Origin of the sequence: Bacillus sp. 0209A (genome assembly GCF_036765095.1) — a bacterium.
Lineage (GTDB): Bacteria > Bacillota > Bacilli > Bacillales > Bacillaceae > Bacillus > Bacillus subtilis_G.
Map to the genome: position 1 here is coordinate 169,607 of NZ_JBAIZV010000005.1, position 13,827 is coordinate 183,433.

The 13,827-nt window shown below is 46.9% G+C and carries 14 protein-coding genes; 5 read left to right on the forward strand and 9 right to left on the reverse strand.

Translation table 11 applies throughout. The features are described from left to right. Positions 1–16: 16 nt before the first annotated feature. The 4 genes from gdh to gabT form a co-directional block, all read right to left on the reverse strand. Positions 17–802: a glucose 1-dehydrogenase gene (gdh, locus tag V6D44_RS17795; RefSeq protein WP_087993024.1), complete on the reverse strand. Its 786-nt coding sequence runs from the start codon at positions 800–802 to the stop codon at positions 17–19. A 19-nt stretch (positions 803–821) separates the two neighbouring features. Continuing rightward, complete coding sequence (gene glcU, locus V6D44_RS17800; protein ID WP_087993078.1) at positions 822–1,685, reverse strand: glucose uptake protein GlcU; 864 nt, start codon at positions 1,683–1,685, stop codon at positions 822–824. Positions 1,686–1,809: 124 nt separating this feature from the next. Then, the gene (gabD, locus tag V6D44_RS17805; protein WP_087993025.1) at positions 1,810–3,198 is read right to left on the reverse strand and encodes a succinate-semialdehyde dehydrogenase; all 1,389 of its coding nucleotides are present in this window, start codon (positions 3,196–3,198) and stop codon (positions 1,810–1,812) included. 69 nt (positions 3,199–3,267) lie between these two features. After that, the gene (gene gabT / locus V6D44_RS17810) at positions 3,268–4,578 is read right to left on the reverse strand and encodes a 4-aminobutyrate--2-oxoglutarate transaminase (RefSeq protein WP_202328896.1); all 1,311 of its coding nucleotides are present in this window, start codon (positions 4,576–4,578) and stop codon (positions 3,268–3,270) included. 105 nt (positions 4,579–4,683) lie between these two features. On the opposite strand from gabT, the gene gabR reads away from it, so the two are divergent. Next, positions 4,684–6,126: a MocR-like transcriptional regulator GabR gene (gene gabR / locus V6D44_RS17815; RefSeq protein ID WP_333516776.1), complete on the forward strand. Its 1,443-nt coding sequence runs from the start codon at positions 4,684–4,686 to the stop codon at positions 6,124–6,126. A 1-nt stretch (position 6,127) separates the two neighbouring features. Here gabR and V6D44_RS17820 read toward each other — a convergent pair whose 3' ends face one another. Continuing rightward, positions 6,128–6,442 (reverse strand): ArsR/SmtB family transcription factor, encoded by a 315-nt coding sequence (locus V6D44_RS17820; protein WP_087993028.1) that lies wholly within the window; start codon positions 6,440–6,442, stop codon positions 6,128–6,130. Between the two features lie 140 nt (positions 6,443–6,582). On the opposite strand from V6D44_RS17820, the gene V6D44_RS17825 reads away from it, so the two are divergent. The 4 genes from V6D44_RS17825 to V6D44_RS17840 all read left to right on the forward strand — a co-directional run bounded on the left by V6D44_RS17825 (position 6,583) and on the right by V6D44_RS17840 (position 10,115). Next, positions 6,583–6,870: a putative quinol monooxygenase gene (locus V6D44_RS17825; RefSeq protein WP_003225015.1), complete on the forward strand. Its 288-nt coding sequence runs from the start codon at positions 6,583–6,585 to the stop codon at positions 6,868–6,870. 16 nt (positions 6,871–6,886) lie between these two features. Then, positions 6,887–7,636: an NADPH-dependent oxidoreductase gene (locus tag V6D44_RS17830; RefSeq protein WP_087993029.1), complete on the forward strand. Its 750-nt coding sequence runs from the start codon at positions 6,887–6,889 to the stop codon at positions 7,634–7,636. 162 nt (positions 7,637–7,798) lie between these two features. Beyond that, a complete protein-coding gene (locus V6D44_RS17835; RefSeq protein ID WP_087993030.1) occupies positions 7,799–8,677 on the forward strand; it encodes a TetR/AcrR family transcriptional regulator in 879 nt (292 codons plus the stop codon). A gap of 19 nt (positions 8,678–8,696) precedes the next feature. Beyond that, the gene (locus V6D44_RS17840) at positions 8,697–10,115 is read left to right on the forward strand and encodes an MDR family MFS transporter (RefSeq protein WP_087993031.1); all 1,419 of its coding nucleotides are present in this window, start codon (positions 8,697–8,699) and stop codon (positions 10,113–10,115) included. A 41-nt stretch (positions 10,116–10,156) separates the two neighbouring features. Here the strand turns inward: V6D44_RS17840 and V6D44_RS17845 are convergent, their stop codons facing one another. Genes V6D44_RS17845 through yclN form a run of 4 tightly spaced genes read right to left on the reverse strand, consistent with a single transcriptional unit; the run spans position 10,157 to position 13,777 of the window. After that, positions 10,157–11,113: a siderophore ABC transporter substrate-binding protein gene (locus V6D44_RS17845; protein WP_087993032.1), complete on the reverse strand. Its 957-nt coding sequence runs from the start codon at positions 11,111–11,113 to the stop codon at positions 10,157–10,159. A gap of 21 nt (positions 11,114–11,134) precedes the next feature. Further along, entirely contained in the window at positions 11,135–11,893 is a 759-nt protein-coding gene (gene yclP / locus V6D44_RS17850; RefSeq protein WP_087993033.1) for a petrobactin ABC transporter ATP-binding protein YclP, read from the reverse strand. Continuing rightward, entirely contained in the window at positions 11,887–12,834 is a 948-nt protein-coding gene (yclO, locus tag V6D44_RS17855) for a petrobactin ABC transporter permease YclO (protein ID WP_333516777.1), read from the reverse strand. The genes yclP and yclO overlap by 7 nt, the downstream gene beginning before the upstream one ends. Beyond that, entirely contained in the window at positions 12,827–13,777 is a 951-nt protein-coding gene (gene yclN, locus V6D44_RS17860) for a petrobactin ABC transporter permease YclN (RefSeq protein ID WP_087993035.1), read from the reverse strand. The genes yclO and yclN overlap by 8 nt, the downstream gene beginning before the upstream one ends. Positions 13,778–13,827 lie beyond the last annotated feature (50 nt).

Below are 13,827 nucleotides of genomic sequence, written 5' to 3' on the forward strand. Positions count from 1 at the left end.
GGGTCGCTTTTTTGATTTATCCGCGTCCTGCCTGGAAGGAAGGGTATTGTGTCATACCGCCGTCCGCGAATAACGTGATACCTGTAACGTAGCTTGATTCCTTCGAAGCAAGCCATACCGCTACCGCGGCGATTTCCTCCGGTTCGCCGATATATCCCATCGGAATCATGCTTTCAACATCTGCTTTCTGTTTAGGATCAGCGAATTTTTCGGCATTGATTGGCGTGTTGATCGCGCCTGGCCCAATATTATTGACACGAATGCCCTTAGGCGCGTACTCCAGCGCTAATGTTTCCGTCATCAGTTTAATCCCGCCTTTACTAGCCGCATAGTGGACAAATAACGGCCACGGAATCACTTCATGCACACTGGACATGTTGATGACATTTCCCTTGATATCGTGTTCTACGAAATATTTAATCGCTTCCCGGCTTCCTAAAAAAGCGCCGGTTAAGTTCGTGCTGATGACTTTATCCCAATCCTTCAGCGGCATTTCGTGAGACGCCACAGGATTTTCAAGTCCGGCGTTATTTATCATAATATCGAGTGTGCCGAACTCTTTAATCGCAGTTTGTACAATGTTTTTCACATCTTCCTCTTTCGTAACATCTCCTTGGACGATAACGGCTTCACCGCCCGCCTTGATGACCGCTTCTTTGACCTCGTTCGGATTCTGTTTTTCGCTAAAGTAGTTGATCACCACTTTCGCCTGCTCCTTGCCGAAGCGAATGGCCATGGCTTTCCCAAGGCCTGATGCGGCTCCTGTAATGGCGACGACTTTTCCTTTTAAATCCGGATACATATATATCCTCCTCCAATTGTTATGAATTTGTTTTGGCGATTCCTAAAAATATGGCTGCCGCGATAATCAGCGCAATCCCAATCCCAATCCCAATAAGCTGGCGTTTTGATTTCTTTTCACGCAGGATGAATATGCCGCCGAGCGTAGAAATGACAATTCCCATTTGCGAGAGGGAAAAGCTTGTTGCGACGCCGACCTTCGGCTGAGAAATAAACAGAAACATATTTCCTCCTGCCCAGATTAAGCCGGGGAGGATATTTCTGATTGCATATTTGTTAAAGGGTTTGTGTTTATAGGTTAAAGCAAGTCCCCCGATTACCATCCCGATCGCCTGCGGCAAAAGAGCCGACCAGCCAGACACATTAAACAATCTGGCAACGACGACATACACCAAATAACCGAGCGTCGAGACAAGAAGAATCAATATGCCTTTTTTAAAGTTGCTTGGCTCACCCTCTTTCTTATCTTTCTTATCTTCCAATGATGCGAGAATGATTCCCACGATGATAAAGATCAGAGCGAGAATGCCAAGCGTAATCGCAATCGGTGTAGACCATTCACGAAACACAATCACACCGAACAGTGAGGTTGACACGAGCTGCATTCCAGTGGAAATCGGCATTGTTTTGGACACACCCATCAATTCAATGCTTTTCAGCTGGTTGCTCTGTCCAAGGGACCAAAATAAGCCGGATACGATGCCGACAATAAAAATGCGCAGTGACAGAGCGGGCTGAACAAAAAAATAAATCACGATAGACACAATGAGCGCCCCGATCGTCGTTCCGAGTGTCTGGCTGTACGGTCCACCGCCTAATTTCACATTGAAGAGAACAATGCTCCCCCAAAACAAAGCCGGGAGAAGAGCCAATAATAAATCCATTGTTGGGGAACCTTCTTTCAAAATGTATTTGCTGTTATTTTGGCTGGAATGGTTGGGTTTATTCGCCGGAAACACAAAAAGAGCTGCCGGAAGATCCGGCAGCTCTTTAGGAGCTTGCATTCTTTTACAAACCAATGGACATATATTTCGTTTCAAGGTACGGCTCAATGCCTTCCGAACCGCCTTCGCGGCCGACGCCGCTTTCTTTCATTCCGCCGAATGGCGCTTGAACCGCTGACGGTCCTCCGTCATTCCAGCCGATAATGCCGTACTCGAGATTCTCGGAAATATAGATGCCGCGGCGGTAGTTTTCTGTGAAGAAGTAAGCAGCCAAGCCGTACGGCGTATCGTTGGCAAGCTGAATCGCTTCATCAATATCAGAAAACGTGATGATCGGTGCAACCGGGCCGAAAGTTTCCTCGTGCATGATATTCATGGACGTATCGACATCGGCGAGCACTGTCGGATTGACAAAGTAGCAGCCTTTGTCATCGTTTCGGTCATACGTGCCCCCTGCAAGAACCTTCGCGCCTTTTTCAACGGCATCATCGATTTGGCTGACGATTTTTTCGAAGCCTCTTTTATTGATAATCGGGCCGACATTGACGCCATCTTCAAGCCCATTTCCGACTTTGAGCTTAGACACTTGCTCGCTTAGTTTCGCGGCAAATTCGTCTTTAATCGACTCGTGAACGATGAGACGGTTTGCACAAACACAAGTCTGTCCGGCGTTTCTGTATTTAGACAGCATCGCCTGTTCGACGGCAAGATCGATGTTGGCATCCTCATCCACAATCAGCGGGGCATGGCCACCGAGCTCCATGGAGACATGTTTCACGGTGTCCGCACTGTTTTTCATGAGGATTTTCCCTACCGGCGTTGATCCTGTGAAGGTGATTTTGCGGATTTTCGGACTGCTTGTGAAGACATTTCCGATCTCTTCGCCGTCGCCGATCACAACCTGAAGGACGTCCTTCGGAATGCCCGCTTCATATGCGAGGCGCGCAAGCTCATAGGCAGACAGCGGTGTGTCCGGTGCCGGCTTGATAATAAACGTGCAGCCGGCAGCAAGAGCAGGCGCCGCTTTACGTGTAATCATCGCATTCGGGAAATTCCAAGGCGTGATGGCAGCAACAGGGCCGACTGGCTGGCGTGTGACGACAATTCGTTTGCCGGTTGTCGGAGCAGGGACCGTTCTTCCGTACACACGCTTCGCTTCCTCTGCGAACCATTCGATATAGCCTGCGCCGTATAGTACCTCACCGACCGCTTCCTGATACGGTTTTCCGTTTTCCTTTGTAATTAAATCTGCAAGTTCTTCTTTATGTTCAACAATCAGCTCATACCATTTTTTTAAGAGAGACGCTCTTTCATTCGCTGATGTTTTAGACCACGTTTTAAACGCCTGATGTGAACGTTCAATGGCTTCTTCTACTTCTTTGGCTGATTGCTGAGGAATCGTTTTGATCTCCTCGCCCGTAGCCGGGTTGCAGACCGTTAATTGATCTGGCATATTGAACATTCCTTTCTGTTTTATGATTACTTAAAATGATAGCAGACCCAGCTATTTTCTTTCCAATGATTACGCTCGCAGGCCCGCCTCCAATATGCTGAGCCCTTCATTCAGAAGGCTGTCTGAGATGACGAGCGGCGTCAGAAAACGAATGATATTGCCGTTGATTCCCGCTGTCAGCAAAAGCAAGCCGTTTTGATTCGCATACGCCGCAATCGCTGCCGCTTTCGCCTTATCAGGCTCTCGCGTGTCGGGGTCCTTGACAATTTCGATGGCCGCCATTGCCCCGAGTCTGCGGATGTCACCGATGAACGGGAATTCTTGTTTCCACTCATACGCCTTCTCTTCAATGATTTTTCCAATTTCTTCAGAACGGTCATTCAATCCTTCTTCTTCAATGATATCCAAGACAGCCAAAGCCGCAGCGCACCCGAGCGGGCTGCCTGCATACGTGCCCCCCAGCTCCCCGGGCGCCGCCGCATCAAGCAGTTCCGCACGGCCGATCACACCGCTTAACGGCAAGCCCGCCGCAAGTGATTTAGAAACCGTGATCAGGTCAGGCACTACATCAAAATGCTCAATCGCGAAATAAGCGCCAGTTCTGGCAAAACCCGTTTGGATTTCATCAGCGACAAAGACAATGCCGTGTTCTTTGCAAAATGACGCAACGTGCTGCACAAACCTTTTCGATGGGATAATGAAGCCGCCTTCTCCCTGCACCGGCTCCATCACGACACACGCCACCGTTTCCGGCGCGACGGAAGCGATGAAGAAATCATTAAACGCTTGGATGATCATGTCGTCATAGCTTTCATCACTCATGCCCGCCGGCTTTTGATAATAATAGGGGAACGGTGCTTGATAAACCTCTGAAGCAAAAGGTCCGAAGCCGAATTTATAAGGTTTTACCTTGCTCGTCATACTCATCGTCATATTCGTCCGCCCGTGAAACCCGCGTGTAAACGAAACAACCCCTGGGCGCTTTGTATATTTTCTGGCGATTTTCACAGCGTTTTCAACCGCTTCCGCCCCCGAGTTCAGAAAGATCGCTTTTTTCTCATAGCTGCCCGGTGCAATGCCGCACAGTTTTTCGGCTAATTCGATATAAGATGGGTACATCATGACATTGAACCCCGGGTGAATGAGCTCCTCAGCCTGCCGCTTTACAGCCTCAACCACCTTCGGATGTGAGTGTCCGACGTTTACCGTTCCGATGGCGCCTGCAAAATCAATAAACCTCCGGCCGTCCAAATCGTACAGCTCAGCCCCTTCCCCTTTGGCCGCCAGACTGCGGTTGCCGTTGCTCACACCTTTTGACACGAATTGATCCCGTTTTTGCTGCCACTGGGCAGTCGTGATGCTTGCTGTTGTTTCACTCATGTGAATGTCCCCCTGTCGCTATTTTCTTATCATTCTGACTTCTTTTTGGTATGATGAAAAGTACCAATTATAACTTTTTGATGGTATCAGAAGGAGACACCGCAAATGGATATCACAATCACACTCGACCGCTCAGAACAAGCCGATTATATCTATCAGCAAATTTATCAAAAGCTAAAAAAAGAAATCCTCAGCCGCAATCTGCTGCCCCACTCGAAGGTTCCCTCCAAACGGGAGCTGGCAGAGAAGCTGAAGGTCAGCGTAAACTCAGTGAATGCAGCCTATCAGCAGCTGCTGGCTGAGGGATATTTATACGCCATTGAGCGAAAGGGTTTTTTCGTGGAGAAGCTGGACATGTTTTCAGCCGAGGAGCACCCTCCGTTTGTACTGCCGGATGATCTGAAAGAGGTTCACCAAGATCAGAGCGATTGGATCTCGTTTTCACACATGAGTGCCGATACAGACCATTTTCCGATCAAAAGCTGGTTTCGCTGCGAGCAAAAAGCGGCCTCCCGCTCATACCGCACGCTCGGTGATATGTCGCATCCGCAAGGAATATATGAAGTGAGAGCGGCCGTTGCCAGGCTCATTTCTTTGACGCGGGGTGTAAAATGCCGGCCGGAACAAATCGTTATAGGGGCAGGCACACAGGTGCTCATGCAGCTATTGACTGAGCTGTTGCCCAAGGAAGCGGTGTATGCGATGGAGGAGCCCGGTTACAGGCGCATGTACCAGCTTTTAAAACATGCCGGAAAACAGGTGAAGACCATTATGCTTGATGACAAAGGCATGTCGATTGCTGAAATCAATAGACAGCAGCCTGATGTGCTGGTGACGACCCCATCGCATCAATTTCCGGCCGGAACGATTATGCCTGTATCCAGAAGAATTCAGCTGCTGAACTGGGCAGCCGAGGAACCGCATCGCTATATTATTGAAGACGATTATGATAGTGAATTTACATACGATGTCGATAGCATTCCGGCGCTTCAAAGCCTCGGCCATTTTCAAAATGTCATCTATATGGGCACCTTTTCAAAATCCCTTCTCCCAGGCTTGCGGATCAGCTATATGGTTTTGCCGCCGGAGCTGCTCCGGACATACAAACAGCGGGGCTATGATTTGCAGACATGCTCGTCGCTTACCCAGCTCACCCTGCAGGCATTTATCGAGTCCGGAGAATATCAGAAGCATATTAAAAAAATGAAGCAGCATTATAAAGAAAAGAGAGAGCGCCTGATCACCGCTTTAGAAACAAAGTTCAGAGGAGAGATTTCCGTAAAAGGGGCGAATGCGGGACTGCATTTTGTCACCGAATTTCATACAAGCCGCACCGAACAAGACATTCTGGCACACGCCGCCGGCCAGCAGCTCGAAATCTTCGGAATGAGCCGATTTGACTTAGAGGAAAAAAACAAGCGGCAAACAGGCCGGCCCGCTCTCATTATCGGCTTCGCGCGGCTGAAGGAAGAAGACATTCAGGAGGGTGTCGAGAGGCTTTTCCGTGCTGTTTACGGACATAAAAAAATCCCCGGTACAGGGGATTAATTCACCAGCGATCCTGGTCAACATTCAGTATGGCTTCAAGCAGGCCGGGAAACGCCTTTTCAAGGTCTTCAGCGCGAAGCGAATAATACCGGCGCTTTCCTTCTATCCGAACTTGAGCGATGCCTGATTCTCTCAGTACTTTAAAATGATGCGACAAGGTCGATTTGGCAACCTGTACATCCGCACAGGTGCCGCACGTTTTTTCTTTCGCTTCAGCTAATTGCTTTACCAGCTCTAAACGAAGCGGATCACTAAGTGCGTGAAGAACCTTTGTCAGCTGCAACGTTTCTGTTTCTGGATGGTTTGGAATGTTCATGACACAAATGTATCACACAACAATTAGAATGACAATTTTACTATTTGAGGGTTTTTCCTTTACCTCATTTTGAATACATGATACAGTTAGTTCGATTAAATTCGAACAATAAAATCAGCATAACGATGGAGGAGATTGACATGATCGTATTACAAGCTTACATCAAAGTAAAACCAGAAAAACGCGAGGAATTTCTGAGCGAGGCACAATCGCTTGTTCAGCACTCAAGAGCTGAGGAAGGCAACGCGCAATACGACCTATTTGAAAAAGTGGGTGAAGAAAATACATTTGTGATGCTTGAGCAATGGAAAGATGAAGCGGCGATGAAATCACACAATGAAACTGCGCATTTCCAAGGATTTGTCGCAAAAGGAAAAGAACTGCTGAGCGCCCCTCTTGATGTTGTCCGCACAGAGCTTAGCGAGTAAGGAAAGGGTGTCCCATATGAATGAAGTCATCAAATCATTAACAGACCACCGCTCGATTCGCAGCTATACGGATCAACCTGTAGCACAGGAACAATTGGACCACATCATTCAAGCGGTGCAAGCAGCCCCCACTTCTATCAACGGGCAGCAAGTGACTGTGATCACAGTGCAGGATAAAGAGCGCAAAAAGAAAATCTCCGAGCTGGCAGGCGGTCAGCCTTGGATTGATCAGGCTCCTGTTTTCTTGCTATTCTGCGCAGACTTCAACCGGGCCAAAATCGCGCTTGAAGATCTGCATGATTTCAATATGGAAATCACAAACGGATTGGAGTCCGTTCTTGTCGGCGCCGTAGACGCCGGTATCGCCCTCGGCACAGCGACAGCAGCGGCCGAATCCCTCGGACTGGGAACGGTTCCTATCGGGGCGGTTCGCGGAAACCCTCAAGAGTTGATCGAACTGCTTGAGCTTCCGAAATATGTGTTCCCTGTTTCCGGCCTTGTCATCGGGCATCCAGCTGACCGTTCAGCGAAAAAACCGCGTCTTCCGCAGGAAGCAGTCAATCATCAGGAAACCTATTTGAATCAAGATGAGCTGACGTCCCACATTCAGTCATATGACGAGACAATGTCTGAATACATGAGTAAACGGACAAACGGACAAGAAACAAGAAACTGGTCACAGAGTATCGCTTCCTATTATGAGCGCCTATACTATCCGCATATCCGTGAAATGCTTGAGAAACAAGGATTTAAAGTTGAAAAATAAGCCTCACCCGGCCTGTCGGATTTTCCGGCGGGCCTTTCGATTGTCCGGTTAAAATCCATTGACTTCTATTTAGTTTATTTGGTAAAATTTTTTCATTGTTACTCATTGGTTTTCTGTGAACCAATGGGTTTTCTAATGTTCAAGAAAGAAGGAAGCCATGAGATGCATGATAAAAAAACAGATATCTTGTTAACTGCGAGAAAGCTTTTTTCAGAAAAGGATTTTACGTCGGTTTCTATGCAGGCGATCGCAGAAGAATGTAAGATGTCAAAAGCTTCGATATATAAGCTGTTTCAGTCTAAGGAAGATCTGCTTTTAGAGCTGCTGTCATTTAACCAGAAGCAAATGGTGGCCGCGGCCTCAAGACTTCAGGAAAATACCTCGCTGACACCGGAGGAGCGTTTGATGCAAAAGGTCAAAATGGAGCTGGAAGGCTTCAGGCGGAACCAGCAGTTTTTCAATATGCTGACCTACGGGAACCCTAAGCTGCATAATAACCGGGTCAAACAGCATATCCATCAGACCAGATCAACGATTATTTGCTGGCACCGCGATTCGCTGATCCAGGCGTATGGAGAAACCATTCTCCCGTTTGTGTGGGATTTAGTCATCATTCTTCACGGCATGATGCGCGAGTTTGTCATGCTGATCAAAATCGAGGAAAAACCGCTTGAGCTTGACCCCATCGCAGCGTTTATCATCAGCACCCTCAATCAGCTTGTCAAAAACAAGGAAACCCGGCAGTCTCTCCTTCCTCCTGAAGCCATCGAGCTTTATATTCATTCAGCATCCTCCTACAAGCCAAAGGATAAATCAGCCCTGTTGTCGGAAAGCCTGAAGGAATTACACCAAGGCATCTCTTCCCTGCCCCCCGCGGACTTTGACGTAGATGAACTGACATCCGCAGCCGCTATGCTGGAGGAAGAAGCGAAGAAGAAAGAACCCCGCGCTTTTTTGCTCAAATCACTGATTGGCTATCTGGAACAAACCGGTGTTTTAACACAGCCCGTTTCGATGTTAAAAACACTGTTAATTACTTAGAGAAAAGAAGGGATATGTATTGGATAAAAGTATTGCACCAAAACCTTTTAATCGTTCTGTCATTGTCGGCATTTTATTAGCCGGGGCGTTTGTCGCGATTTTGAATCAGACGCTGTTAATTACCGCGCTTCCCCATATTATGAGGGATTTCAATGTAGATGCCAACCAAGCGCAATGGCTGACAACTTCATTTATGTTAACCAACGGGATTTTAATTCCGATTACGGCGTTTTTAATTGAGAAATTCACGAGCAGGACGCTGCTCATCATAGCAATGAGTATTTTCACTGCCGGAACAGTCGTCGGAGCATTCGCGCCGAACTTCCCGGTTTTGCTGACAGCGCGTATCATTCAAGCAGCAGGTGCAGGTATTATGATGCCGCTCATGCAGACCGTATTCCTGACGATCTTTCCGATTGAAAAGCGTGGCCAGGCTATGGGTATGGTTGGATTGGTCATCTCATTCGCGCCTGCAATCGGGCCGACTCTTTCCGGATGGGCAGTCGAAGCTTTCTCTTGGAGATCTCTGTTTTATATTATTCTTCCGTTTGCTGTGATTGATTTAATTCTTGCCAGCATCCTGATGAAGAACGTGACGACTTTAAGAAAAACACAGATTGATATTTTATCAGTGATCCTTTCGACATTTGGATTCGGCGGGCTTCTGTACGGCTTCTCAAGCGTTGGATCTTATGGCTGGACCAGTTCAACCGTCTTGATTTCACTGCTGGTGGGTGCCGTCGCACTTATTTTATTTATTACTAGACAAATGAAACTTGAAAAACCGATGCTGGAATTCCGCGTCTTTACGTTTGGCGTTTTCAGCTTAACAACACTGCTTGGAACGCTTGTCTTCGCACTATTGATCGGTACGGAAACCATCCTGCCGCTTTATACACAAAACGTCAGAGACGTCACAGCTTTTGATACAGGACTCATGCTTCTTCCGGGAGCCATTCTGATGGGCTTCATGTCACCGATCATCGGCAGAATCTTTGACCGTGTCGGCGGAAGAGGGCTGGCAATCGCCGGTTTCTGCATCATCTTCCTGACATCGCTGCCGTTTATGCAGCTGACCGACCATACGTCACTCGCTTGGATTGTCGTTTTATACACTGTTCGCCTTTTAGGTACCGCCATGATCATGATGCCGGTGACGACAGCCGGAATCAACGCGTTGCCGCGCCACCTGATTCCGCATGGAACAGCGATGAACAACACCATCCGCCAGGTCGGCGGCTCGATCGGAACCGCACTTTTGGTGTCCGTCATGAGCAACCAGGCGGCACACGCAGGCACGACAAATGTGAAACACGCAGCCTTGCACGGCATGAACGCCGCATTTCTCGTGGCAGCCTGCATCGCACTTGCCGGCTTCCTTCTATCATTTACATTAAAGAAACCTCAGCGCCCTGCCGAACAGCAGGCGGCACGCTGATCACATAAAAAGGCCCCGCTTTTAAGCGGAGGCCCTTTTGTTTACTTCTCTAAACCGTCTTTTACTTCTTTAATCATTTGCGTCATAGACTCAAGTCCGCCTCCTGATAAGTACCAAGTAGCAGAATCAAGGTAAACGACGTGATCATTTTTCACTGCGTTTACGTTTTTCACATAATCGTTTTCAACGACTTGTTTTGTAGATGATGTTTCTCCGATTGCTGTACCGCGGTCAATGACAAACAGGTAATCCGGGTTTGTTTTTGAAATGTACTCGTAAGAAACACTTTGTCCATGAGTAGAGGCTTTGATGTTTTTATCAGCCGGTGTCACGCCGAATACGTCATGGATCAGGCCGTATCTTGATTTAGAACCGAACGCGCTGATTTTTCCGTCGTTCGCCATGATGACAAGACCGTTTTTGTTAAGCTTTTCAGCTGTTTTCTTAAGGTCTGCAATTGAGCTATCAATTGTTGCAAGTTCATCTTTTACTTCATCTTCTTTATCAAAGATCTTACCGATTGTTTCCGCGTCTGACTTAAATGACTCCATGTATTTCGCTGTGTCCACGCCAAGGTAAATCGTCGGCGCGATATCAGAGAATTCTTTGTATGACTCAGATTGTCTTCCTGAAATAATGATCAGATCAGGGTCTATTTCAGCCACTTTTTCAAAATCCGGCTCTTTTAAGCTTCCGACATCCGCATATTTGTCATCTTTGAATTGGGACAGATATTTAGGAAGGGCTTGTTTCGGGAGGCCTGCCACTTTATCATCAAGGCCGAGTTTATCTAACGTATCTAAGCTTCCAAAATCAAACACGACTACTTTTTCAGGGTTCTTTGGCACTTTTGTGCCGTCTTTGTCAAGCAGGTGTTTCACTGTGATTTGTTCATTCTTTGAATCAGAACCTTTGCTGCTGCTTGTACTTTGGTTTCCGCATGCAGAAATGACAACTGCCGTTACCAAAGCGATGAATAGTAATGCAAACTTTTTCATGCTCTTCACCTCTTCTATAGATTAAGAAAAATAAACACCTATTCTTTGATGATCAATCGTCTGAATCGGGATGGTCATATCGTAGATTTCTTCAAGCACAGAGGTTTCAATAATCTCCTCGGGCGGCCCCTCTTTTACGATTCGGCCGTTTTTCAAGGCAACGATATGATCGGAGTAGACGGATGCGAAGTTGATATCATGAATAACGATCACGATTGTTTTTCCAAGCTCCTCCACCAGCCGTTTCAGCAGTTTCATAATTTCAACTGAATGTTTCATATCCAGATTGTTCAGCGGCTCATCCAGAAAAATATAATCGGTGTCCTGGGCAATGACCATTGCGATAAATGCCCTTTGGCACTGTCCGCCGCTCAGCTGATCTAGGTATTTGTCCTGAATGTCTTCCAGTTTCATATAGCCGAGCGCCTGGTTGATATGACCCCAGTCTTCCTCTGTCAGCCGGCCTTGTGAGTAAGGAAATCTGCCGAAGCTGACGAGATCTTTGATGGTGAGCCTGATATTGATTTGGTTCGCCTGCTTCAAAATGCTCATTTTTTTAGCAAGCTCTTTGCTGTCGCATGATCCAATCTCTTGGCCGTCTATGAAAATCTCGCCGGAATCTTTTTTGATCAGGCGGCTCATTATAGACAGCAGCGTGCTTTTGCCGGCGCCGTTTGGACCGATAAACGAGGTAATTTTGCCCTTTTGAATCGTGACTGATGTCTCTTCAAGGACCACTTTCCCGCCATATTGTTTGCTTACATTTTTGACCTCTACCATGATTTATTCTCCTTTAACAGCAAGTAGATAAAATAAATCCCGCCGGCAAAATTGATAATGACGCTCAGCGTCGTTGAAAAGGTAAACACTTTCTCAACCACAAACTGTCCTCCCACCAACGCAATGATGCTGATGAAGACGGAGCCTGCGATTAAGTATGAATGCTTATACGTTTTCAGGAATTCTCTCGCCAGGTTGACGACAAGAAGGCCTAAAAACATAATCGGCCCGACTAGCGCTGTTGAAACAGAAACAAGGATCGCAACCACGACCAGCATCTGCTTCACCACTTTGTCGTAGTCAATGCCCAAATTCACGGCGTGCTCGCGCCCGAGCGACAGCACGTCAAAAAACTTCGTAAAACGCCAGACGTAAACGCCTGTCAGCAGGAAGATGATGAACGCGAGCCATGACAAATCCGTATTGATGTTGTTAAAGCTGGCAAACATCTTGTCCTGCACCACTTGAAACTCATTCGGATCAATCAGCATCTGCATAAAGGAAGACAGGCTGCTGAACAGTGTGCCAAACACGATTCCAACGAGCAGAAGGAAAAAGATATTTCTCCCCTCTCCCTTAAACATGAGATGATAAAGAACAAGGGAAAACAGTATCATCAGCAGAACAGAGATGATAAAGTTCATGTTTTTATTCATGATGACCATATTTGCAGAACCGAATAAAAAGATAATGCCGGTCTGAATCAGCATGTAGAGAGAATCAAGGCCCAAGATGCTCGGCGTCAGGATGCGGTTGTTCGTAATCGTTTGAAAGATCATCGTCGAAAACGCAATCGCTCCTCCCGTCAGCACAATGGCAGCGACCTTTTTGATTCTTCTCGGCAGGGTGTAATCCCAATTGCCTACGTCATAAAACAAAAACAAGCCAATACAAACAATGGCTAAACCAACGAGCATCGCAATTTTCATCTGGTTACGCATAAGCTTTTCTCCTTAACAGCATAAACAGGAAAATGCCGCTGCCGATGATTCCGACCATCAGGCCAATCGAGATTTCATAAGGGAAGATAATGATTCTGCCCAATATATCGCAAAACAGCACAAAAACCGCTCCCAATAGCGCCGTGTGCGGCAGGCTGTTCTTTAGATTGTCTCCTCTGTAAATCGATACAATATTCGGGATAATCAAACCGAGAAACGGAAGCATACCGACAGTCAAAATGACAAGAGACGTGATCAGGGACACGATCATGAGCCCGATGTTCACAACCCGCTTGTACTTCAGGCCGAGGTTGACAGAAAAGCTTTCTCCCATACCGGCCACTGTAAATTTATCCGCATACAAATAGGCAATGATGACGAGCGGAATACTCAGATAAAGAAGCTCGTATCTTCCTTTCACGACTAAAGAGAAGTCTCCCTGAAGCCATGATGACACATTCTGAATCAAGTCATATTTATATGCGATAAATGTCGCGATTGAACTGACGATATTCCCAAGCATTAAACCGACAAGCGGAATAAAGATGGTGTCGTTAAACTTGATTCTTTCAAGGATTTTCATAAACAGAAAATTTCCTGCAAGGGCAAAGACAAACGCGATCAGCATTTTGATTAAAGGACTGGCGGATGTAAACAGCAGCAAAGAAATTAAAATGCCGAGCCTCGCCCAATCCACTGTGCCCGCGGTTGTCGGTGACACGAATTTGTTTCTGGTGATCTGCTGCATAATCAAACCGCAGATGCTCATGCTTAAACCCGCGATAATGATGCTGATCAATCGCGGCAAACGGCTTGCAAACAGCGTTGACGCCTCTTGTTTGCTTAAATCAAAGAGATCAAGCGGCGACAGATCTTCTACGCCGATAAATACAGATGTGACTGCTAATATGATAAGTAGAATAAATAAGTAACGTAGCTTCATGCTGCCTCCTCACATCCTTACAGCAAAAAGAACGTATCTCCTACTCCGCA